Below are 20,986 nucleotides of genomic sequence, written 5' to 3' on the forward strand. Positions count from 1 at the left end.
GGCGGACTCCCAGGACCAGGCGGTTCCGGTTGCCCGTCGGGCCCCGCACCGGCGGCGGGGTCAGGTGATGTCGTCAACCGCGTGCTCGGCCGGTCCCGCCGTGTTCTCCGGCAGGTCCGCCCACAGGTCCGCCGCCGCCTGCAGGAACGGCAGGGCCAGCAGGGCGCCGGCGCCCTCGCCGGTCGTCACGCCGTGGTCGAGCAGTGGGTCGATCGCGATCCGGTCCAGCGCCTTCTCCTGCGCCGGCTCGCCGCTCGCCTGGCCGGCCAGCCACCAGTCGGGCGCCCGGAACGCCACCCGCTGGGCGACCAGTGCCGCCGCCGCCGAGACGACGCCGTCGAGGACGACCGGGGTGCGCCGCGCCGCCGCCTGGAGCAGGAAGCCCGTCATCGCGGTGAGGTCCGCGCCGCCGACCGTGGCGAGCAACTGCAACTGGTCGCCCAGCACCGGCCGGGTGCGGCGCAGCGCGTCGCGGATCGCGGCGCACTTGCGCATCCAGGCCAGGTCGTCGATGCCCGCGCCGCCGCGGCCGGTGACCACGGAGGCGTCGGTGCCGCACAGGGCGGCGATGATCGCGCCGGCCGCCGTGGTGCCGCCGACGCTGAGGTCGCCGAGGAGCAGCAGGTCCGTACCGGAGTCGGCCTCCTCGTCCGCGACCGCCATGCCGGCCCGGAACGCCGCCTCGGCCTCCTCGACGGTGAGCGCGTCCTCGACGTCGATACGGCCGGACCCGCGGCGTACGCGATGGCGGGTGACCTCCTTCGGCAGCGACTCCGGGTCGCAGTCGAGCGCCATGTCGACCACCCGCAGCCCGGCGCCGAAGCGGCGGGCGAGGATCGCCGAGGCGCTGCGGCCGTCGAGCGCGTCGCGGACCAGCGCGTCGGCGGTGCCCGCGGCGCGGCCGGACACGTCCAGCTCGGCGACGCCGTGGTCGCCGGCGAAGAGCACCAGGCGGGGTTCCGCGACCGGCTTGGCGGGCACGCCGCCCTGCGCCGTCGCCAGCCACTCGCCGAGGTCGTCCAGGCGGCCGAGCGCGCCGGGGCGCGGGCCGTGGATCGCCCGCCACTTCTCGGCGTTCCGCCGGACGGACGAGTCGGGGCGGTCGATGTCGTTGATGAAGTCGTCCAGATTCAGGCCGCTCACGGGCGCAGGTTACCCGCCGGGCGCACCGCCGGCTCCGCTGCCCCCGGGGTTGGCCGCCGGGCGGGCACGGGGGAGGGCGGTCCGGCGGGTCGTCTCCGTGCGGAACGGCCGTGTCCGGTCCGCGCCGCGGCGTCGCTCACCCCCGCAGGGTCAGCACCTGCCCCGCCACCACCAGCAGCACCTGCTCGCAGTCCGCCGCCACCGCCGCGTTCAGCCGGCCCAGCTCGTCGCGGAACAGCCGGCCCGCCGGGGTGGCCGGGACGACGCCCGAGCCGACCTCGTTGCTGACCGCGACGACGGTGCGGCGGGTGGCGCGTACCGCCGCGACCAGCTCGTCGACCCGCGGCCGTACGTCGCCGCCGTCCCACGCCCCCGCCCGGTCCATGACGTCCGTCAGCCACAGCGACAGGCAGTCGACCAGCAGCGGCGGCGCGCCGTCCGCGGCGAGCAGCGGCACCAGGTCGCAGGTCTCGGTGGTACGCCAGCTCGCCGGCCGGCGCTCGCGGTGGGCCGCGACCCGCGCCGCCCACTCGGCGTCCCCGTCGCGGGTGCCCCCGGTGGCCGCGTACTCGACCTCGGGGAACGCCGCGAGCCGCCGCTCCGCCTCCACGGACTTGCCGGACCGGGCGCCGCCGAGGATCAGGGTGCGCCGCGGCACGACGGGGCTCTCCGGGCCGTAGCCGACGACGAGGCTCTGCCCGTCCGGTACGGCCCTGGCCCCGGCGGCGGCGAGCCGGCGGTGCAGCTCGGGTCCTGGCGGCGGGGTCGGCCCGGAGGCGTCGCCGGAGTGGCCGCCGAGGTGGACGGCGACGACGTCGGTGGCGGCGGTGACGGCGCCGTGGGCGCGGAGCCTGGCGAGCGCGTCGGGGCGGCCGCAGACGTCGAGCAGCACCAGGTGGTACGGCTCCACCGGCCCGTCGAGGCCGGCGGGCGCGGCGCCCGGCGGCAGATACAGCACCCGCCCGCCGCCGGGCCCGGTGATCTCGTACCCGGTGCCGGGGGAGTCGACCGCGACGGCCCGCACCCGGTGCCCGCTGATCAGCGTCACGACCTGCCCCTCCGGCGCCCGCGACGGCGCCGGCACGCCCGCCGGGGGCGCCAGGGCCGGGCCGTCGTGCGGGTGGCTGAGCAGCACCTGTATCACGCCGGACAGGGTCCGCCCGGCGCGCGCAGCGGCGAGCGCGGCGCCGGGCGTGAGGTCGAGCAGCACGATGCCGTCCACGAGCACCGACGTCGCCGCCCGCGCCCCGGGCCCGACGGCGGCGGCGCACGCCGCACAGGGGCAGCCCGGTCGCGGCAGCCCGGCGGGCGCACCGGTGCCGAGCAGGGTGAGGTCCACGCCCCGATCGTCTCGCGAGCGGCGGGCCCGTGCCCGGGCGGGTCGGCGTCAGCGCTCTCGGTTACGCTGCGAGCGCACTATCCGGCGTGGGACGGAGGCAGTCATGGCAGCGTGGACCTGGCGGTTCGAGAAGGCCGACGGCACGGAGGCGGCCCCGGCGGTGGAGCCGGAGGACTTCACGACCCAGGGGGACGCCGAGTCGTGGATCGGCGAGGTCTGGAAGGAACTGCTGGACGGCGGCGTGGAGCAGGTCAGGCTGCTGGAGGACGGCGCCGAGGTGTACGGCCCGATGAGCCTGGAAGCGGCAGACGACGCCTAGCGGCGCCACGGGCGCGCAATGGCCCGGTCACCCGGGCGGCGGCGTCCTGATCACCGGGCGTACGTGGCGGCCCCGCCCCGTACGCCCGCCCGCGTCAGGGCCGCTCGCCCCGCTTCACCTGCGGCTTCGGCAGCCGCATGCGGCGCAACTGCAGGGTGCGCATCAGCGCGTACGCCTTGGCGCCGCGGTGGCTCTCGTCCGGGAAGCGCTTCTTGAGCTGCCGCTTCACCTGGACGGCGATCGCGACCGAGTCGATGACGATCAGGACGATCACGAAGAGCCACAGCAGCAGCGAGATGTTCTTCAGCCCCGCCGACGGCGTGATGCTGAGCATGAGGATGACGATGGCCATCGGCAGGAAGAACTCCGCCACGCACCACCGCGAGTCCACGTAGTCCCGCACGAACTTGCGCACCGGCCCCTTGTCCCGCGCGGGCAGGTACTTCTCGTTGCCCGAGGCCAGCGCCTCGCGCTGCCTGGCCATGTCGGCCCGGCGCGCCTCCCGGGCGCGTTTCGACGCCTCCTTGCGTGTCACCGGCGTCTTGGCCATGGCGCGGCGCTGCGCCTGCGAGTCGCTGCGCTTGGGCGTGGGCCTGCCCTTGGGCGCCTCGGCCGGACGCACATGCTTCGTCTCCACCGCGCTCACCTCGGGCTCGGCGGACTGGTCATCCCTGGAACGGCTTCCGAACACAAGCCCAAGAATAGGGGCAGTCGCGTGTACGACCCATACCGAGGGGGAACGATCCGGCAACGGCGTGCGTGTCACTGATTGTGGGGGCGCACGAACCGGGAGCCCCTACGGTCGTCTACTCCCTGGGCGGGAGGGCGGACCCCCGGCGGTTCGTCCTGCAGGAGGAGCGCATTGGCGCCCAGGCAGTGCGGTAATGGAAGCAGGGCCCGTACTGTGGGTTCTGCAGAGTATGTGCCGAGGCTGAAGTCCGTCAGAAGGGGGCGCGCGAGGCCCATGAGCGGTGTCATGAAGCGGATGGGGATGATCTTCCGCGCGAAGGCCAACAAGGCCCTGGACCGGGCCGAGGACCCGCGCGAGACCCTCGACTACTCGTACCAGAAGCAGCTTGAGCTGCTCCAGAAGGTGCGCCGGGGCGTCGCCGACGTGGCGACGTCGCGCAAGCGCCTGGAGCTGCAGCTCGGCCAGTTGCAGAACCAGTCCACCAAGCTGGAGGACCAGGGCCGCAAGGCCCTCGCCCTCGGCCGCGAGGACCTGGCGCGCGAGGCGCTGTCCCGCAAGGCGGCGCTGCACCAGCAGGTCACCGACCTGGAGGCGCAGCACCAGACGCTGCAGAGCGAGGAGGAGAAGCTCACCCTCGCCGCCCAGCGGCTGCAGGCCAAGGTGGACGCCTTCCGGACGAAGAAGGAGACCATCAAGGCCACGTACACGGCGGCGCAGGCGCAGACCCGGATCGGCGAGGCCTTCTCCGGCATCTCCGAGGAGATGGGCGACGTCGGCCTGGCCGTGCAGCGGGCCGAGGACCGTACGGCGCAGATGCAGGCCCGTGCCGGCGCTATCGACGAGCTGCTGGCCTCCGGTGCGCTGGACGACCCGACGGGCATGGCGAAGGACGACATCTCCGCCGAGCTCGACCGGCTCTCCGGCGGCGCGGACGTCGAGCTGGAGCTCCAGCGCATGAAGGCCGAGCTGGCCGGCGGCCCCGCCGAGCAGCAGCAGGCGATCGAGGGCGGCCAGCAGGGCGCGCAGACGCCTCCGCAGCAGCAGGCTCCGCCGCAGGCGCAGCCGCCTCAGGACGCCCCGCGGTTCGACAAGCAGTGACCGCCCTTCGACGGGCTCGGAAGAACGGGAGAAGGCCGTGATCGTACGGATCATGGGGGAGGGTCAGGTGAAGCTGGACGACGCCCACTTCGCCGAGCTCAACAAGCTGGACGACGAGCTGCTCGCCGAGATGGAGAGCGGTGACGAGGCCGGCTTCCGGCGGACGCTCGGCGCCCTGCTCGACGCCGTGCGCTCGATGGGCGCCCCCTTGCCGGACGACTCGCTGGAGCCGTCGGAGCTGATCCTCCCGGGGCCCGACGCCTCCCTGGAGGAGGTCCGGGAGATGCTCAGCGACGACGGCCTCATCCCGAGCTGAACCCACGCACGCCCCGGCCGCCCTTCGCCCCGGTCGTACGGACCGGGGCCGGCCCTCCTCTGCAGACACCGCTGCCGTGACCCACCTCGCCGCTCTGCCCCGCTGGCTGCGGGCGCACCCCCTGGCGGCCGACGCCCTCCTGGCGGCGGCCGTGCTCGCCGTCATCCTCATCAGCGCCGTCTTCCCCGACCGCGGGGCGAACGCGCCGCCGCCGGCGGACCTCGGCCCCGCCGAGGTGGTACTGGCGACCGCGGCCAGCGCCGTCCTCGTGCTGCGGCGGCGGGCGCCGTGGGCCGTGCTCGCCGTGACCATGGCGCTCACCATCGGGCATGTCATCGCCTCCGCGGGCGACCCGCGAACGCCGATCGCGCTCAGCGCCGTGGTCGCCCTCTACACCGTCGCCGCCCGCACCGACCGGCACACCACCTGGTGGATCGCGCTCCTCACCATCGGGGTGCTGACGTTCGCGATGATGCTCTTCGGCGACCGCCCCTGGTACGCGGACGAGAACCTCGGGGTCTTCGGCTGGACCGGCATGGCCGCGGGCGTCGGCGACGCCGTGCGCAGCCGCCGGGCCGTGGTCGACGCCATCCGCGAGCGCGCGGAACGGGCCGAACGCACCCGCGAGGAGGAGGCGCGGCGGCGGGTCGCCGAGGAGCGGGTACGGATCGCGCGCGAGCTGCACGACGTCGTCGCTCACCACATCGCGCTGGTCAACGTCCAGGCGGGGGTGGCCTCGCACGTCATGGAGAGCCGCCCGGACCAGGCGAAGGAGGCGCTGGCGCACGTACGCGACGCCAGCCGCACCGCGCTGGAGGAACTGCGCACCACCGTGGGGCTGCTGCGCCAGTCCGGCGATCCGCACGCGCCCACCGAGCCGGCCCCCGGTCTGGCGATGCTGGCGGAGCTGGTGGACGGGTTCGTCCGGGCCGGCACGCCGGTGTCGGTGGAGGTCTCCTCGGAGCTGGGGCCGCGCAGGACGGCGGTGACGACGCGGGTGGAGCGGGCGGCCGAGGTGGTCGGCGGGCTGCCGGCCGCGGTCGACCTGGCGGCGTACCGGGTGCTGCAGGAGGCGCTGACGAACGTGCGCAAGCACGCGGGGGCCGGGGCGCACGCGGTCGTGAGCCTGTCGCGGGAGGCGAACGGGCTGGAGATCGCGGTCCGCGACGACGGCCGGGGAACGGACGGGCCGGGGCAGGAGCCCGTACGGGACGGCGGTGGGCGTGACGGCGGCGGCCGGGAGGACGCCGGACGCGACGGGGACAAGGGGGACGGCGAGGCGGGCGGCGAGCGCGCGGGCGGGCTCGGGCTCGTCGGCATGCGGGAGCGCGCCGCCGCGCTGGGCGGCCGGTGCACGGCGGGCGAGCGCGCGGACGGCCGGAAGGGCTTCGAGGTACGGGTACGGTTGCCGCTGCGGGTGACCGCGGACGGGGACGCGGCGGGGGAGGCGGACGCGAGCGCGGGCACGGCCCCGGAGGGCGCGCCCGCCGCCGGTGGCGCGGGTACGGCCCGGGCGCCGCGCGGGACGGGCGGGACGCGGACGTCCGGCTGCCTGCGCCGGAGCCCGAGCCCCGGCGATGCGATCAAGGAGCAGGGTTGAGCGAGGTCCCGCCGCCGCGGACGCGGCCGATCCGGGTCGTGCTGGCGGACGACCACGCGCTGATGCGCAGCGCGTTTCGCGTACTGGTCGACTCCGAGCCGGACATGGAGGTCGTCGGCGAGGCGGGGGACGGCGCGGAGGCGGTGCGGCTCGTCCGCGAGGCGGACGCCGACCTGGTCCTCATGGACATCCGGATGCCCGGCACCGACGGGCTGACCGCGACCCGCACGATCGCCGGGGACGACGAGCTGAGCCACGTGCGCGTGGTGATCCTGACGACCTTCGAGGTCGACGACTACGTCATCGAGGCGCTGCGCGCCGGCGCGTCCGGCTTCCTCGGCAAGGGCGCGGAGCCGGGCGAGCTGCTGGCCGCGATCCGGGTGGCCGCGGACGGCGACGCGCTGCTGTCGCCCACGGCGACGAAGGGGCTGATCGCCCGCTTCCTGGCGGGCGGCGACACCGCACCGGGCACCGTGCCCGACGCCTCCGGCCGCCCGGCGTCGGCGGACCGCCTTGCCGCCCTGACCAGCCGGGAGCGCGAGGTGCTGGGGCTCGTGGCCCGCGGCCTGGCGAACGACGAGATCGCCGGTCAGTTGGAGGTCAGCCCGCTGACGGTGAAGACGCACGTCAACCGCACGATGGCCAAGCTGGGCGCCCGCGACCGGGCCCAACTGGTGGTCCTGGCCTACGAGTCCGGCCTGGTCCGCCCCGGCGGCTAGGCGTATCGCCCCGGGTCCGGCCAGCGCTACCGGAACAGCCCTACAGGAACAGCGCCGACGGGATGTACGGCGCCGGGGGCCGCATGCCCCGTACGCACACGTAGCCCGCCGTCGTCAGCTCCAGCCCTGCCGCCAGCCCCACGTCCACCGCCCACTCCTGGTCCGCCGTCAGATCCGCGACCCGCGCCGTGGCGCCCGGCTGCAGGCTCAGCAGCGCCGCCGTCAGCAGCCGCGCCGCGATCCGCCGCGACGTCGCCGCCAGCAGCTCCACGCGGCCGTCGCGGAGGTAGGCGTACCCGCTGCCCGCGAGGTCGTCGGAGACGATGCACTGGTAGTGGCGCAGCAGCTCGGTGTGGTCCGGGCCGTGGGCGCCGCCGCGCAGCCTGCGGTCCACGGAGTCCATGAGGTCGCGCTGCCCGGGGCCGCCCTCGATGACGGCGCCGGTCGGCGGTTCGAGCCCGGCGTGGTCGACGGTGCCGCGCAGCCGCATCGCGGGATGCAGGGTGAACCCGGCGGCGCGGTAGGCGCGGGCGGCGTGCGGGTGGCGGGAGCCGCAGATGAGGCCGCGCAGGCAGCCGCTCCCGTACGCGAGCGTGCGCGCGAGCAGCGCCTTGCCGAGCCCCTTTCCCTGCGCCTCCGGCGCGACGACCAGCAGCGACAGCCCCCAGGTGCCCTCGCGCCTGGTGGACAGCGCCGCGCCCACCGGGCGGCCCGAGTCGTCCATGGCCAGCCAGCAGCCGCTGGGGTCGGTGCGCGCCAGGTGCCGTACGACGCTGCGGAAGAGGATCGCGCGGTGCTCGTCCGGCTCCTCCGGCGGATCGCCCTTCGCGGCGTGCGAGGCGTCGAACGCGGCGTCGGCGGTGAGGCGTACGACCTCGGCGTCGTCCTTCGTGTCGCGGACCTGGCGCAGGATCATGCGGTCAATCCTCTGCCCTGCGCCGGGCCCGCGTCACCCCCGCACCCCCGGGACGTCAGGGCAGCGCCAGCATCCGCTCCAGCGCGAGCTTGGCGAAGTCCTCTGTCTCCTCGTCGACTTCGATGCGGTTGACGAGCTTGCCGTCCGCCAGCGACTCCAGCGCCCAGACCAGGTGCGGGAGGTCGATGCGGTTCATCGTGGAGCAGAAGCAGACGGTGCGGTCGAGGAAGACGATCTCCTTGTCCGGGTGCTGTTTCGCCAGCCGGCGGACGAGGTTCAGCTCCGTGCCGACGGCCCACTTCGAGCCGGCGGGGGCCGCGTCGAGGGCCTTGATGATGTGCTCGGTGGAGCCGACCTGGTCGGCCGCGGCGACCACCTCGTGCTTGCATTCGGGGTGGACCAGCACGTTCACGCCGGGGATGCGCTCGCGCACCTCGTCGACCGAGTCGAGCGAGAAGCGGCCGTGCACGGAGCAGTGCCCGCGCCACAGGATCATCTTCGCGGCGCGCAACTGCCCGGCGGTCAGGCCGCCGTTCGGCCGGTGCGGGTTGTAGACGACGCAGTCGTCGGGGGCGAGGCCCAGGTCGCGTATCGCGGTGTTGCGGCCGAGGTGCTGGTCCGGCAGGAACAGCACCTTGCCGGCGCCGGCCTCACGCTGCGCGAACGCCCAGTTCAGGGCCCGTTCGGCGTTGGAGGAGGTGCATATGGTGCCGCCGTGTCTGCCGGTGAACGCCTTGATATCCGCGGAGGAGTTCATGTACGAGACGGGGACGGTGACGTCCGCCACACCGGCCTCGGTGAGCACGTCCCAGCACTCGGCGACCTGCTCGGCGGTGGCCATGTCGGCCATGGAGCAGCCGGCGGCCAGGTCGGGCAGGACGACCGCCTGGGCGTCGGAGGTGAGGATGTCCGCGGACTCGGCCATGAAGTGCACGCCGCAGAAGACGATGTACTCCGCCTCGGGGCGGGCGGCGGCCTGCTGCGCGAGCTTGAACGAGTCGCCGGTCACGTCGGCGAACTGGATGACCTCGTCGCGCTGGTAGTGGTGGCCGAGGACGAAGACCTTCTCGCCGAGCCGCTCCTTGGCCGCGCGGGCGCGCTCGACCAGCCCGGGGTCGGAGGGGGCGGGCAGGTCGCCGGGACAGTCGACGCCGCGCTCGCTGGAGGGGTCGGCCTCCCGCCCGAGCAGCAGCAGGGCGAGGGGCGTGGGGGTCACATCAAGGTCCTGGGCGGTGGTCACAGCGCACTCCACCCTTTCTCTTCGGCTCTCGGCGGGCTGCCGGCGCATCTGTTTTCGTCACATTGACGTTATTAATCATATCCCCTTCGCGTCAGGTTGACGACTGTGCTTGCGTCAATGTGACGAATGCCGCCCGCGCGGACGGCCCCGGCCCCCGCGTCCCTCCTCCGACCTTGGGCGGATGACCCGAAGTGGTGGTGTATGCGAGCATGAACGAAGCAAGAATGCGTGCGTCCGGCCGGAATGAATCGGGCGCGCGGCCGGTTGGACTCGATCGGCAAGCAGTCCACAACCCGGGAGACATGCGAATGACCGTTCAGGGCGAGACCACCGCAGTCGACGGCATCATTCTGTCCGACGCCGCTGCGGCGAAGGTCAAGAGCCTGCTGGAGCAGGAAGGCCAGCCGGATCTCAAGCTCCGCGTCGCCGTACAGCCCGGTGGCTGCTCCGGCCTGCGCTACCAGCTCTTCTTCGACGACCGCGACCTCGACGGCGACGTCGTCAAGGACTTCGGCGGCGTCTCGGTGGTGACGGACCGGATGAGCGCTCCGTACCTGACCGGTGCGTCCATCGACTTCGTCGACACCATCGAGAAGCAGGGCTTCACGATCGACAACCCGAACGCGACCGGCTCCTGCGCCTGCGGCGACTCGTTCAGTTAACGGACCCGCCCGGAGCGCACGACGGGCCTGCGGCCCGTACCGGCATGAGGAAGGCGGCGGAAACCCCCACGGTTCCGCCGCCTTCCGCCTGTGTGGGCGATGCCGCCCGGCAGGACGTCCCTAGTCCTGCCGCACGGCCACCCTCTCCCCGGTGCGCGCGTCCACGACCTTGCGGCCGTCGAGCGGCGCGGACAGCTCCACCGTCTCCGTGAAGCGCTTCGCGATCTTGATGCAGACCTGGCCCGGCTTCTGCTCCTCACCGGTGAGCCGCACCGTCACCGTGCCGCCCGACTCCTCGGCGGTCGCCGCGTAGTCGGTGCACACGCCGCCCCAGAAGTGCAGCTTCAGGGTCCGCCCGGCCGCCGAGTACGACTCGACGTCCACGGCCTTCTCCGGCGCGCCGCCGCTCTCCGGCCGCTCGGCCGGCGCCGACGACGGCGGCTCGGGGGCCGGCTCCGCGGGCTCCGCCTGGCCGGGCGAGCCCGGCGCCGAGCCGCTGCCCGTGCCGGGGGCGCCGCCCGGGTGGCCGTCGGAGCCACCGCCGCCCGCGCTCGGCTCGGCGCCAGGGGCGGACGTCGGCGGGGCCGGCTCGGGGGTCGGCGGCGTGTCCGGGTCCACGGAAGTGACGTACTCGGGCGCGACGGCCAGTTGCGGCCACACGATCGTGCCGGGCTTCCCGCCCGGGAACGGGGTCGGCGAGTCGCCCGTGACCTCGAACAGCCACGACGGCACGAGCGCGAGCCGCCCCTCCACCGACTGCGCGGAGAGCCCGAACTCGGCGCCGCGCACCTTGGTCGGCGCCGTCTTGCCCATGCACGGGTCCACCTTGCCGGCCGGCGGCCGGCGCGGCCCCGTGTCCTTCTCGTACGGCACGGCCGAGGCGCACGCCGGGGCGACCGCCGGCTCCTCGGGGGTGCCGTCCGTGCCACCGGAGGGCTTGTTCAGCTCCTTGAGCGCCGCGTCCGCCGTGATCACCGGGTACGTGTCCGCCTCGGCCGGCTCGACCAGGTACCCGTTGCCGCCGGTCACCTGCCCGTCCCCGCCTATCTGCACCGACGTCTGCCAGCCCGCCGTCGGCAGCCCGCCGACGACCGGCTCCGCGGTCACCGTACGCACGGCCCCGAACGGCTCGCCGGCCGCCACCTCGGCGTCCTGCTGGCCCAGCGCCGCGAGCACCGGCTCCGCGGCCTTCTTCGCCGCGGACTCCGGCACCGGTTCGCCCTCCGGGTCCGCGGGTGCGGGATCGGGGATCACGCAGGCGGCGGACGAAGACGTAGCCGCGTCCGGATCAGTGCCCTTCTCCTCCGCCCCCGGGGTGTCGTCGCAGGCGACCGCCCCGGACCGCTGGAACGTCCAGGAACCCGGCGCCTCCCCCTCGACCTGCAGCAGCGGCCCCTGCCCGTCGCCCGAGACGCCGACGCGCCAGCCGCCGCCCTCCTCCCGGGGCGTGCCGTCGACGCCCAGCGCCTCCGCGAGCCGGGCCACGTCCGCGGCCTCGACCCTGCCCTCGGGCTTGAACACCGGCGCCTCGTCCGGCCCCTCGGGCAGCTCGCCGACCAGCCGCAGCGGCCCCCTCGCGGACGACGCCGCGGACTCCATGGAGAGCCCGTCGAGGCGCAGTTGCGGCGGCTCCCCGGTGCCGGAGCCCGCGCCGCCGTCGTCCGTCCGGTCCACCACGTAGGCGACCCCGCCGCCGGTCAGCATCACCGCGGCGGCGACGGCCGCGGCCACCAGCACGCCGGGGCGGCGCCTGCCGCCCTCCGGGTGGCCCGGGTCGCCCGGGTCGTCGGCGTCCCGGCCGTGCGGCCCGGCCGCGCGGGCGTGCGCGGGCTCGGGCTCAGGCACGGGCCCTGGGGTGTCCTCGGTGCTCACCGTTCGGCTCCTTCGTCGGGGATGCCGATGAGACGCCGGTCACGCGGATCCGGTTCCCACCGGGGGAGCCGACCGGGCGCAGAAAGTCAGTCGCCGTACTCGGACATGCCGCGGAGCAGGTCCGCGGACGCCGTCGGCACCATGATCCGCGCCAGACCGCTGATCCGCGTGTCCGGCACGTGCCCCGAGGGGGTGCGCGCGTGCCCCGACCAGTGCGGCGCCATCCGGGCGCAGTCGGTGCGCAGCTCGGCCAGGCCGCCGTCCAGTTCCAGGGGCGCGGTGCTCCGGAAGGCCGGCGGCGGGAGGGGGGTGGCGGAGGCCCGCATATCCTTCTGCATGTCTCGACCGTACGCACCCGCGGCGAGGAGGGGTAAGACCTACTATCAGGTAGTTTTGGCCGGCTCGAACCCGTCCGGAGGCGGGTGTTCAGCCGGTAGCGTGAGTCCTACCCGCGTTACCTGCCCCGCCTACAGGAGCGTACGCCGTGCACATTGCCGTTTCCGGCTCCATCGCGACCGACCACCTCATGACCTTCCCCGGTCGCTTCTCCGAGCAGTTGGTCGCCGACCAACTGCACACCGTCTCGCTCTCGTTCCTCGTCGACAAACTGGACGTGCGCCGCGGCGGAGTCGGCCCCAACATCTGCTTCGGCATGGGCCAGCTCGGCACCCGCCCCGTCCTCGTCGGCGCGGCCGGCGCCGACTTCGCCGAATACCGCGACTGGCTGGAGCGGCACGGGGTCGACACCGGCTCCGTACGCATCTCCGAGGTGCTGCACACCGCGCGCTTCGTCGTCACCACCGACGCCGACCACAACCAGATCGGCTCCTTCTACACCGGCGCCATGAGCGAGGCCCGGCTGATCGAGCTGAAGACCGTCGCCGACCGCGTCGGCGGCCTCGACCTCGTCTCCATCGGCGCCGACGACCCCGAGGCGATGCTGCGCCACACGGAGGAGTGCCGCACCCGCGGCATCCCCTTCGCCGCCGACTTCTCCCAGCAGATCGCGCGCATGGAGGGCGACGGCATCCGCACCCTCACCGAGGGCGCCGCGTACCTCTTCTCGAACGAGTACGAGAAGGGGCTGATCGAGTCCAAGACCGGCTGGGACGACGAGGAGGTGCTGAACCGCGTCGGCACCCGCGTGACCACGCTCGGCGCCCGCGGCGTGCGCATCGACCGCGCCGGCGAGGAGCCGGTCCTCGTCGGCTGCCCGGAGGAGGAGCGCAAGGCGGACCCGACGGGCGTCGGCGACGCCTTCCGGGCCGGCTTCCTGTCCGGGCTGAGCTGGGGAGTGAGCATGGAGCGGGCCGCGCAGCTCGGCTGCATGCTGGCGACGCTCGTCATCGAGACCGTGGGCCCGCAGGAGTACGAGCTGCGGCGCAGCAACTTCGTCGCGCGCTTCACCAAGGCGTACGGGCAGGAAGCCGCCGCCGAGGTGCAGGAGCACCTGCCCGAGACGGTGCGGGGCTAGGACCTCTCGCAGGACCCGTCCGGCGGAGACCCGCGGGCGCCCGGCGGACGTACGGACCGGGCGCCGCGGTGCACGGCCGCCGCCCGGCCCGTACGGACCCGGGCGCCTCAGGCCGTGCGGCGCACCCGGTAGCCGGTGCCGCCGCCGGCCGCCGGCTCCTCGCCGACGTACTCCTGCCCGCGCATCTCGCACCACGCCGGAATGTCCAGCCGCGCCGCCTCGTCGTCCGACAGCACCAGCGCCGTGCCGCCCACCGGCACCCGGTCGAAGACCTTCGCCAGCTCTATGACCGGGACCGGGCAGCGCCGCCCGCGGGCGTCGACCAGCAGCTCCCCGGCCACCGCCGCCGCCTCCGCCGCACCCTGCGCGGGCGCGCCCAGCTCCGCGCGCACCCCGGCGACGGCGCCCTGCAGCGCCCGCAGGAAGCCCTCCACCTCGTCCGCCGTCGTCCCCGGCGGCAGCGACACGCGCACGTTGCCCTCCGACAACACGCCCATCGCCTTGAGCACATGGCTCGGCGTCAGCGTGCTCGACGTGCACGCGGACCCGGACGAGACCGAGAACCCCGCCCGGTCCAGCGCGTGCAGCAGCGCCTCCCCGTCCACGTACAGACAGGAGAACGTCACCAGGTGCGGCAGCCGGCGGTCCGGGTCGCCGACCACCTCCACGTCCGCGACCGTCTCCGGCACCCGCGCGCGGATCCGGTCCACCAGCGCCCGCAGCCGGGCGTCCTCGGCCCGCGCCTCCGCGCGTACGGCGCGCAGCGAAGCGGCCGTCGCGACGATCGCCGGGATGTTCTCGAACCCGGACGCGCGGCCCGCCTCCCGCTCGTCCGCCGGGCCCGCGGGCGCGAACCGCGTCCCCTTGCGCACCACCAGCAGCCCCACGCCGGGCGGGCCGCCCCACTTGTGCGCGCTCGCCGTCAGCAGCGACCACGGGCCGGCGACCCGCCCCCAGCCCAGCGACTGCGCCGCGTCCACCAGCAGCGGCACCCCGGCGGCCCGGCACTCCTCTGCGGCCTCGGCGACAGGCTGCTCGGTGCCCACCTCGTGGTTGGCGGACTGCAGGCAGGCCAGCGCGGTATCGGCGCGCAGCGCCTCGGCGTACGCCCCGGGCGCCACCCGGCCGCCGCGGTCGACCGGCACGTACGTCACGTCCCCGTCGTCACCGCCCGCCGCAGCCTTGCTCCCCTCCGCCACCGCTGCTGCCCCGTGGGCCTCCGCCGCATGCAGGACCGCGGAGTGCTCCACCGCCGAGACCACCAGGTGCCGGCCGGTACGGCGCCGGCCCGCCAGCGCCCCCGCCATCCCGTCGTGCACGGCGCGCGTACCCGAGGACGTGAACACCAGCTCGTCCGGGCGGCAGCCGACGAGTTCCGCGGTGGTCTCGCGCGCGGCGTCCAGCAGCCGCCGCGCCCGGCGGCCCTCCCGGTACAGCCGGGCCGGGTCGGCCCAGCCCTCGTCGAGCGCGGCGAGCAGGGCCTGCCGGGCGATCGGGTGAAGGGGCGCGGACGACGCGGCGTCGAAGTACGGCACCCGACCACGCTAACCCCTGGTCCGCGCCGCGGACCGCGACGCCGGGACCCCGACGCGGAACCGGCGGGACCGACTTGACGCCCTCGCCACCCCATCGAGGTGCCCCCGGCGCGCCAGGGCACCCTCCCCGAGCGACCCCAAATGGCGTCCAGTAGGGTTTGGTCCGCGTAAACATCCAAACCTGCTGCCCGCGCGCCCGAAGGGACCGTGGGCGAGACTCTCGGGAAGGCGCTACGTGAGTCACAACGGCTCCGACCTCCCCCGCGGCCAGAAGGCAGCCGCGGGAGGTACCCGCTCGCCGCGGCGCACGATGCGGCGAAGGCTGCCGCAGGCGCTGGCCGCGGGCCTGGTCCTGGTCACCCTCTCCGGTTGCACCTACAAGGACTTCCCCCGCCTGGGCATGCCCTCGCCGGCCACCGAGGAGGCGCCGCGGATCCTCTCCCTGTGGCAGGGCTCCTGGGCGGCCGCCCTTGCCGTCGGGGTCATCGTCTGGGGCCTGATCCTCTGGAGCGTCCTCTTCCACCGCCGCTCCAGGACCAAGATCGAGGTCCCGGCCCAGGTCCGGTACAACCTGCCCATCGAGGCGCTGTACACGGTCGTCCCGCTGATCGTCGTGGCGGTGTTCTTCTACTTCACCGCGCGCGACGAGAGCAAGCTGCTGGAGACGTCGGACAAGCCGGACCACGTGGTCAACGTGGTCGGGTACCAGTGGAGCTGGGGCTTCAACTACCTGGAGGACGTGGACGGCGACGCCGCCACGCCGGCGAAGCGGCCCAAGGAACTGGCCGCCATCCCCGACCGGGACTACGAGGCCGTGCCGAAGGGCGCCGAGGGCGTGTACGACTACGGCGTGCCCGCCAGCGAGAACGAGGACACCGGCAACCCGGGTCCCACGCTGGTCCTCCCCAAGGGCGAGACCGTCCAGTTCGTGCTGACCTCCCGGGACGTCATCCACTCCTTCTGGGTGGTGCCGTTCCTGATGAAGCAGGACGTCATCCCCGGCCACACGAACGTCTTCGAGGTGACCCCCAACAAGGAGGGCACCTTCATGGGCAAGTGCGCCGAGCTGTGCGGCGCGGACCACTCCCGGATGCTCTTCAACGTGAAGGTGGTCTCCCCGGAGGAGTACCGGCAGCATCTGCAGGAGCTGGCCGCGAAGGGCCAGACCGGGTCGATCCCGGCGGGCATCCCCCAGACCGACGCCGCTAGGAATGCGGAGACCAACGAGCAATGAGCATCCTCAACGAACCCCAGGGTGCGGCGACCGCGGGCGCGGGTGAAGACGCGTACGAGAACGAGGTGCCGGCGCGTCGCCGCCAGCCCGGCAACGTCGTGGTCAAGTGGCTGACGACCACGGACCACAAGACGATCGGCACGCTGTACCTGGCGACCTCGTTCTTCTTCTTCATCTTCGGCGGCGTCCTGGCCCTGTTCATGCGGGCCGAGCTGGCCCGGCCGGGCACGCAGGTGATGAGCAACGAGCAGTTCAACCAGGCGTTCACGATGCACGGCACGATCATGCTGCTGATGTTCGCGACGCCGCTGTTCGCGGGCTTCGCCAACTGGATCATGCCGCTGCAGATCGGCGCGCCGGACGTGGCGTTCCCGCGGCTGAACATGTTCGCGTACTGGCTGTACCTCTTCGGGTCGCTCATCGCCGTCGCCGGCTTCATCACCCCGCAGGGCGCGGCGGACTTCGGCTGGTTCGCGTACACGCCGCTCTCCGACGCGGTGCGCTCGCCGGGCGTCGGCGCCGACATGTGGATCATGGGCCTGGCGCTCTCCGGCTTCGGCACCATCCTCGGCTCGGTCAACTTCATCACGACCATCATCTGCATGCGGGCGCCGGGCCTGACGATGTTCCGGATGCCGATCTTCACCTGGAACGTGCTGCTCACCGGTGTGCTGGTGCTGCTCGCCTTCCCGGTGCTGGCCGCCGCGCTGCTGGCGCTGGAGGCGGACCGCAAGTTCGGGGCGCACATCTTCGACCCGGCCAACGGCGGTGCGCTGCTCTGGCAGCACCTCTTCTGGTTCTTCGGCCATCCAGAGGTGTACATCATCGCGCTGCCGTTCTTCGGCATCATCTCCGAGGTCATCCCGGTCTTCAGCCGCAAGCCGATGTTCGGCTACATCGGCCTGGTGGCCGCCACGATCTCCATCGCCGGCCTGTCCGTGACCGTGTGGGCGCACCACATGTACGTGACCGGAGGCGTGCTCCTACCGTTCTTCGCCTTCATGACCATGCTGATCGCGGTGCCAACGGGAGTGAAGTTCTTCAACTGGATCGGCACCATGTGGAAGGGATCACTGAGTTTCGAGACACCGATGCTCTGGTCCATCGGCTTCCTGGTGACGTTCACCTTCGGCGGTCTGACCGGCGTCATCCTGGCCTCGCCACCGCTGGACTTCCACGTCTCCGACTCGTACTTCGTGGTGGCCCACTTCCACTACGTGGTCTTCGGCACCGTCGTCTTCGCGATGTTCGCCGGCTTCCACTTCTGGTGGCCCAAGTTCACCGGGAAGATGCTGGACGAGACGCTCGGGAAGATCACCTTCTGGACGCTCTTCATCGGCTTCCACGGCACGTTCCTGGTGCAGCACTGGCTCGGCGCGGAGGGCATGCCCCGGCGGTACGCGGACTACCTCGCGGCCGACGGCTTCACCGCCCTGAACACCTTCTCGACGATCAGCTCGTTCCTGCTCGGCATGTCGATGCTGCCGTTCTTCTACAACGTGTGGAAGACGGCCAAGTACGGCAAGAAGATCGAGGTCGACGACCCGTGGGGCTACGGCCGCTCCCTGGAGTGGGCCACGTCCTGCCCGCCGCCGCGGCACAACTTCACCTCGCTGCCGCGCATCCGGTCCGAATCGCCGGCCTTCGACCTGCACCATCCCGAAATCGCGGCGGCCCAGGTCGGCCACGGCCACGGCGCCGGTGACAAGACGCTCGTCGGCGGCGGCAGCGAAGGGGAAGCGAAGTGAAGATCCAGGGCCACATGTTCGGCTGGCTCGCCGCCTTCATCCTGATCGCGGCGATCGTCTACGGGTACTGGTCGAACGAGCCGGTCGGCACCACCGGGCTCTTCCTGGCCTTCGGCCTGACCGCGATGATCGGGTACTACCTGGTCTTCACGGCCCGCCGGGTCGACACCGGGGCGCAGGACAACAAGGAGGCCGAGGTCGCCGACGACGCCGGCGAGCTGGGCTTCTTCAGCCCGCACAGTTGGCAGCCGCTGTCGCTGGCGATCGGCGGCGCGCTCGCCTTCCTCGGCATCGTTCTCAACTGGTGGCTGCTGTACTTCTCCATCCCCGTGATCCTCGTCGGCATCTACGGCTGGGTCTTCGAGTACTACCGCGGGGCGGACCAGAACCAGTAGCGCACTACAGCACAGCTCCGCCGACGGGGCCGCGGCACGCCGAAAGGGTGTCGCGGCCCCCTCGTACGGCGCACACACCGCGCGCCGCACGGAGTATCTGCCTAGCGTGTGATCATGAGCCAAACGCCCCATCGCCGCACGGCAGTCAGTTGTTCCCTGCTGTTGGTCGCCCTCGCCCCGGGCCTCGCCGCCTGCGGCGCCGGCGGACACCCGCTGGCCCGCGAGCCGGGAGAGCCCGCCGGCCGGATCACCCTGGCCGGCCTGGCCGGTGACACCGAGCTGGCCGACCCGGCCGACGACCTGGAGGTCACCGCCCAGGGCCAGGCGCGCATCACGGACGTCACAGCCGTCGACGAGCGCGGCCGGTACGTACGCGGCCGCCTGTCCACCGACGGCCACACCTGGCGCAGCACCGTGCCCCTGGCCGCGCGGTCCCGCTACAGCGTCGAGGTGAGCACCGAGAACGACGACGGCACGCCCGGCCGCAAGCGGCTGACGTACCGGACGTCGAAGGCCAGGACCAAGAAGCCGATGAAGGTCGAGCTGGGCCCCGACCGGGGCACCTACGGCGTCGGCCAGCCGCTCACCGTGGAGCTCGGCCGGGCCGTGAAGACCCAGGCGGAGCGCGCCGTCGTCGAGCGCGGGCTGAAGGTCACCTCGACCCCGGTGGTCGAGGGCGCCTGGTACTGGGTGGACGACAAGGAACTGCACTACCGCCCCAGGGAGTACTGGCCCGCGGGCGCCCGCGTCCGGCTGGAGAGCAGGCTGGAGGGCGTGAAGGTACGCGAGGGCGTCTACGGGAGCGCCACCAGACCCCTGGAGCTGAAGATCGGCGACCGCATCGAGGCGGTCACCGACGCCGGCTCGTACCAGATGACCGTCTACCGCAACGGTAAGCAGATCAAGATGATCCCGGTCACGACGGGCAAGGCCGGCTTCGAGACCCGCAACGGCAAGAAGGTGGTGCTGGAGAAGCAGTCGCTCGTCCGGATGACGGGCGCCAGCATCGGCGTCGGCGGCACCGGCGAGGACTACGACCTCCAGGTCTCCTACGCGACCCGGGTCACCTGGAGCGGCGAGTACGTGCACGCCGCGCCCTGGTCCGTCGGCTCGCAGGGCGCCGCCAACGTCAGCCACGGCTGCACCGGGATGAGCACCGAGGACGCCGCCTGGTTCTTCAAGACCGTACGGCCCGGCGACATCGTGGAGGTCGTCAACAGCTTCGGCGAGGACATGGCCCCGTTCGGGAACGGCTTCGGGGACTGGAACCTCTCCTGGCCCAAGTGGCAGGAGGGCAGCGCCCTGACCCCCGGCGTCCGCGACGGAGGCGGCCCGGGCGACGCGAACCGCCTCCGGCCCGCGGTCTGAGACGCCCGGCCCGGCCCGGGACCCTCAGGCCGGCCGGGGGAGCGGCGCCCCGAAGGCGCCGCCGGCGCTCAGGAGCCGCCCGCGCTCAGACGCCGCCCCGCGCTCACGCCTCAACCGCCAGCCGGGTGCGCAGCACGCCCGCCAGGGCGTCGGCGAGCGCCGCCGGGTCGACCGGGTGCGCCACGGTGGCCTCGGCGCGGCTCCAGGTCGCCAGCCAGGCGTCCTGCGGGCGGCCGATGAGCAGCAGGACGGGCGGGCACCGGAAGATCTCGTCCTTGATCTGCCTGCACACGCCCATGCCGCCGGCGGGCACCGCCTCGCCGTCGAGCACGCAGGCGTCGATGCCGCCCCGCTCCAGCTCCGTCATGACCGCGGGGAGCGTGGCGCACTCGACGTAGGCCACCGGCGGCAGGTCTGCCGCGGGCCGGCGGCCGGCGGCGAGCCGGACCTGCTCGCGCGTGTTCGCGTCGTCGCTGTAGACCAGCACGTTGACCGGTCCTGCGGCCGTCGACTCCATGGTTCCTCCGGTGGTTCTCGGGCACCGCTCTCACCGCGGATGCTACTCCGCCGGGGGTGCGGCGGTGCAGTCCAGGGCCCCTCTGCCGGGCCCTGACACTCCGAACGGGACCCCCCGGAGTGAGGCGGAGTTAAGGGACCGACATAATGTCGGACGTGGCGACAGCAACAGCAGCAGTAGAGACCGGGCACGCGCACCCGTCGGTCAACAGGCCGAACCTCACCAGCGTCGGAACCATCATCTGGCTGAGTTCCGAGCTGATGTTCTTCGCGGCCCTCTTCGCGATGTACTTCACCCTGCGGTCGGTGATGGGTGCGGACTACTGGAAGGCACAGGCCGAGACCCTGAACCTTCCGTTCGCGCTCGGCAACACCACGATCCTGGTGCTCTCCTCGCTCACCTGCCAGCTCGGCGTGTTCGCGGCCGAGCGCGGTGACGTGAAGAAGCTGCGCATGTGGTTCACGGTGACCTTCGTCATGGGCGCGGTCTTCGTCGGCGGGCAGGTCACCGAGTACGTGGAGCTGGTGGAGCACGAGGGCATCTCGCTCTCCTCCGGCCCGTACGGCTCGGCGTTCTACCTGACCACCGGCTTCCACGGACTGCACGTGACGGGCGGACTGATCGCCTTCCTGCTGATTCTGGGGCGCACCTACGCGGCCAGACGGTTCACCCACCAGCAGGCGACCGCCGCGATCGTGGTGTCCTACTACTGGCACTTCGTCGACGTGGTCTGGATCGGCCTCTTCGCCACCATCTACTTGATCAAGTAAAACCGGCCGGGGAGCCGGCACCGAGAAGCA

At 73.2% G+C, this 20,986-nt stretch carries 21 protein-coding genes; 12 read left to right on the top strand and 9 right to left on the bottom strand.

From position 1 onward, the window contains the following. Window positions 1-60 precede the first annotated feature (60 nt). Together O7599_RS30415 and O7599_RS30420 are read right to left on the bottom strand one after the other, a co-directional pair. The gene (locus tag O7599_RS30415) at window positions 61-1,143 is read right to left on the bottom strand and encodes a nicotinate-nucleotide--dimethylbenzimidazole phosphoribosyltransferase (protein ID WP_281618809.1); all 1,083 of its coding nucleotides are present in this window, start codon (window positions 1,141-1,143) and stop codon (window positions 61-63) included. A gap of 136 nt (window positions 1,144-1,279) precedes the next feature. Then, complete coding sequence (locus O7599_RS30420; protein ID WP_281618810.1) at window positions 1,280-2,482, bottom strand: bifunctional adenosylcobinamide kinase/adenosylcobinamide-phosphate guanylyltransferase; 1,203 nt, start codon at window positions 2,480-2,482, stop codon at window positions 1,280-1,282. A gap of 103 nt (window positions 2,483-2,585) precedes the next feature. Between O7599_RS30420 and O7599_RS30425 the strand changes: the two genes are divergently transcribed. Next, entirely contained in the window at window positions 2,586-2,801 is a 216-nt protein-coding gene (locus O7599_RS30425; protein ID WP_281618811.1) for a hypothetical protein, read from the top strand. Between the two features lie 94 nt (window positions 2,802-2,895). Here the strand turns inward: O7599_RS30425 and O7599_RS30430 are convergent, their stop codons facing one another. Then, window positions 2,896-3,447, bottom strand: a complete 552-nt coding sequence (locus O7599_RS30430; RefSeq protein ID WP_281623581.1) for a DUF3043 domain-containing protein — start codon at window positions 3,445-3,447, stop codon at window positions 2,896-2,898. Between the two features lie 318 nt (window positions 3,448-3,765). Here O7599_RS30430 and O7599_RS30435 point away from each other — a divergent pair, with 318 nt between their 5' ends. The 4 genes from O7599_RS30435 to O7599_RS30450 all read left to right on the top strand — a co-directional run bounded on the left by O7599_RS30435 (window position 3,766) and on the right by O7599_RS30450 (window position 7,225). Further along, window positions 3,766-4,590: a PspA/IM30 family protein gene (locus O7599_RS30435; RefSeq protein ID WP_281618812.1), complete on the top strand. Its 825-nt coding sequence runs from the start codon at window positions 3,766-3,768 to the stop codon at window positions 4,588-4,590. A gap of 37 nt (window positions 4,591-4,627) precedes the next feature. Then, entirely contained in the window at window positions 4,628-4,906 is a 279-nt protein-coding gene (locus tag O7599_RS30440; RefSeq protein WP_281618813.1) for a hypothetical protein, read from the top strand. A 76-nt stretch (window positions 4,907-4,982) separates the two neighbouring features. Next, window positions 4,983-6,506, top strand: coding sequence for a histidine kinase (locus O7599_RS30445; RefSeq protein WP_281618814.1), 1,524 nt, complete (start codon window positions 4,983-4,985; stop codon window positions 6,504-6,506). Then, a complete protein-coding gene (locus O7599_RS30450) occupies window positions 6,503-7,225 on the top strand; it encodes a response regulator transcription factor (RefSeq protein ID WP_281618815.1) in 723 nt (240 codons plus the stop codon). The genes O7599_RS30445 and O7599_RS30450 overlap by 4 nt, the downstream gene beginning before the upstream one ends. A 40-nt stretch (window positions 7,226-7,265) precedes the next feature. Here the strand turns inward: O7599_RS30450 and O7599_RS30455 are convergent, their stop codons facing one another. Together O7599_RS30455 and nadA are read right to left on the bottom strand one after the other, a co-directional pair. After that, the gene (locus tag O7599_RS30455) at window positions 7,266-8,141 is read right to left on the bottom strand and encodes a GNAT family N-acetyltransferase (protein ID WP_281618816.1); all 876 of its coding nucleotides are present in this window, start codon (window positions 8,139-8,141) and stop codon (window positions 7,266-7,268) included. 55 nt (window positions 8,142-8,196) lie between these two features. Beyond that, window positions 8,197-9,381 (bottom strand): quinolinate synthase NadA, encoded by a 1,185-nt coding sequence (gene nadA / locus O7599_RS30460; protein ID WP_281618817.1) that lies wholly within the window; start codon window positions 9,379-9,381, stop codon window positions 8,197-8,199. 308 nt (window positions 9,382-9,689) lie between these two features. Between nadA and erpA the strand changes: the two genes are divergently transcribed. Further along, window positions 9,690-10,043, top strand: coding sequence for an iron-sulfur cluster insertion protein ErpA (gene erpA / locus O7599_RS30465; RefSeq protein ID WP_018837629.1), 354 nt, complete (start codon window positions 9,690-9,692; stop codon window positions 10,041-10,043). 120 nt (window positions 10,044-10,163) lie between these two features. On the opposite strand, the gene O7599_RS30470 is transcribed toward erpA, so the two are convergent. Next, window positions 10,164-11,915: a hypothetical protein gene (locus O7599_RS30470; protein WP_281618818.1), complete on the bottom strand. Its 1,752-nt coding sequence runs from the start codon at window positions 11,913-11,915 to the stop codon at window positions 10,164-10,166. An 86-nt stretch (window positions 11,916-12,001) separates the two neighbouring features. Next, a complete protein-coding gene (locus O7599_RS30475) occupies window positions 12,002-12,253 on the bottom strand; it encodes a hypothetical protein (protein WP_281618819.1) in 252 nt (83 codons plus the stop codon). Window positions 12,254-12,399: 146 nt separating this feature from the next. Between O7599_RS30475 and O7599_RS30480 the strand changes: the two genes are divergently transcribed. Then, window positions 12,400-13,389 (top strand): carbohydrate kinase family protein, encoded by a 990-nt coding sequence (locus O7599_RS30480; protein ID WP_281618820.1) that lies wholly within the window; start codon window positions 12,400-12,402, stop codon window positions 13,387-13,389. Window positions 13,390-13,496: 107 nt separating this feature from the next. Here the strand turns inward: O7599_RS30480 and O7599_RS30485 are convergent, their stop codons facing one another. Continuing rightward, window positions 13,497-14,924 (bottom strand): aminotransferase class V-fold PLP-dependent enzyme, encoded by a 1,428-nt coding sequence (locus tag O7599_RS30485; RefSeq protein WP_281618821.1) that lies wholly within the window; start codon window positions 14,922-14,924, stop codon window positions 13,497-13,499. Between the two features lie 235 nt (window positions 14,925-15,159). Between O7599_RS30485 and coxB the strand changes: the two genes are divergently transcribed. The 4 genes from coxB (at window position 15,160) to O7599_RS30505 (ending at window position 19,669) form a co-directional block, all read left to right on the top strand. Next, window positions 15,160-16,158, top strand: coding sequence for a cytochrome c oxidase subunit II (gene coxB, locus O7599_RS30490; RefSeq protein ID WP_281618822.1), 999 nt, complete (start codon window positions 15,160-15,162; stop codon window positions 16,156-16,158). Next, on the top strand, window positions 16,155-17,906 hold the full coding sequence (gene ctaD / locus O7599_RS30495; protein ID WP_281618823.1) for a cytochrome c oxidase subunit I: 1,752 nt from the start codon (window positions 16,155-16,157) through the stop codon (window positions 17,904-17,906). Before coxB ends, ctaD begins: the two co-directional genes overlap by 4 nt. Then, window positions 17,903-18,301: a cytochrome c oxidase subunit 4 gene (locus tag O7599_RS30500; RefSeq protein WP_281618824.1), complete on the top strand. Its 399-nt coding sequence runs from the start codon at window positions 17,903-17,905 to the stop codon at window positions 18,299-18,301. The genes ctaD and O7599_RS30500 overlap by 4 nt, the downstream gene beginning before the upstream one ends. 114 nt (window positions 18,302-18,415) lie before the next feature. Further along, window positions 18,416-19,669, top strand: a complete 1,254-nt coding sequence (locus tag O7599_RS30505; RefSeq protein ID WP_281618825.1) for an Ig-like domain-containing protein — start codon at window positions 18,416-18,418, stop codon at window positions 19,667-19,669. A gap of 103 nt (window positions 19,670-19,772) precedes the next feature. Here the strand turns inward: O7599_RS30505 and O7599_RS30510 are convergent, their stop codons facing one another. Then, window positions 19,773-20,186, bottom strand: a complete 414-nt coding sequence (locus O7599_RS30510) for a hypothetical protein (RefSeq protein ID WP_281618826.1) — start codon at window positions 20,184-20,186, stop codon at window positions 19,773-19,775. 146 nt (window positions 20,187-20,332) lie between these two features. Between O7599_RS30510 and O7599_RS30515 the strand changes: the two genes are divergently transcribed. Then, on the top strand, window positions 20,333-20,956 hold the full coding sequence (locus O7599_RS30515) for a heme-copper oxidase subunit III (RefSeq protein ID WP_281618827.1): 624 nt from the start codon (window positions 20,333-20,335) through the stop codon (window positions 20,954-20,956). Window positions 20,957-20,986 lie beyond the last annotated feature (30 nt).

This window comes from Streptomyces sp. WMMC500 (assembly GCF_027497195.1).
In the GTDB taxonomy this organism is placed as follows: Bacteria; Actinomycetota; Actinomycetes; order Streptomycetales; family Streptomycetaceae; genus Streptomyces.

What these genes read in the sequence shown, in the direction of transcription:
- O7599_RS30510 (WP_281618826.1), bottom strand. Translation starts at nt 20,186, where the DNA reads ATGGAGTCGACGGCCGCAGGACCGGTCAACGTGCTGGTCTACAGCGAC.
- O7599_RS30505 (WP_281618825.1), top strand. Translation starts at nt 18,416, where the DNA reads ATGAGCCAAACGCCCCATCGCCGCACGGCAGTCAGTTGTTCCCTGCTG.
- O7599_RS30475 (WP_281618819.1), bottom strand. Translation starts at nt 12,253, where the DNA reads ATGCAGAAGGATATGCGGGCCTCCGCCACCCCCCTCCCGCCGCCGGCC.
- O7599_RS30515 (WP_281618827.1), top strand. Translation starts at nt 20,333, where the DNA reads ATGTCGGACGTGGCGACAGCAACAGCAGCAGTAGAGACCGGGCACGCG.
- O7599_RS30435 (WP_281618812.1), top strand. Translation starts at nt 3,766, where the DNA reads ATGAGCGGTGTCATGAAGCGGATGGGGATGATCTTCCGCGCGAAGGCC.
- O7599_RS30425 (WP_281618811.1), top strand. Translation starts at nt 2,586, where the DNA reads ATGGCAGCGTGGACCTGGCGGTTCGAGAAGGCCGACGGCACGGAGGCG.
- ctaD (WP_281618823.1), top strand. Translation starts at nt 16,155, where the DNA reads ATGAGCATCCTCAACGAACCCCAGGGTGCGGCGACCGCGGGCGCGGGT.
- O7599_RS30455 (WP_281618816.1), bottom strand. Translation starts at nt 8,141, where the DNA reads ATGATCCTGCGCCAGGTCCGCGACACGAAGGACGACGCCGAGGTCGTA.
- erpA (WP_018837629.1), top strand. Translation starts at nt 9,690, where the DNA reads ATGACCGTTCAGGGCGAGACCACCGCAGTCGACGGCATCATTCTGTCC.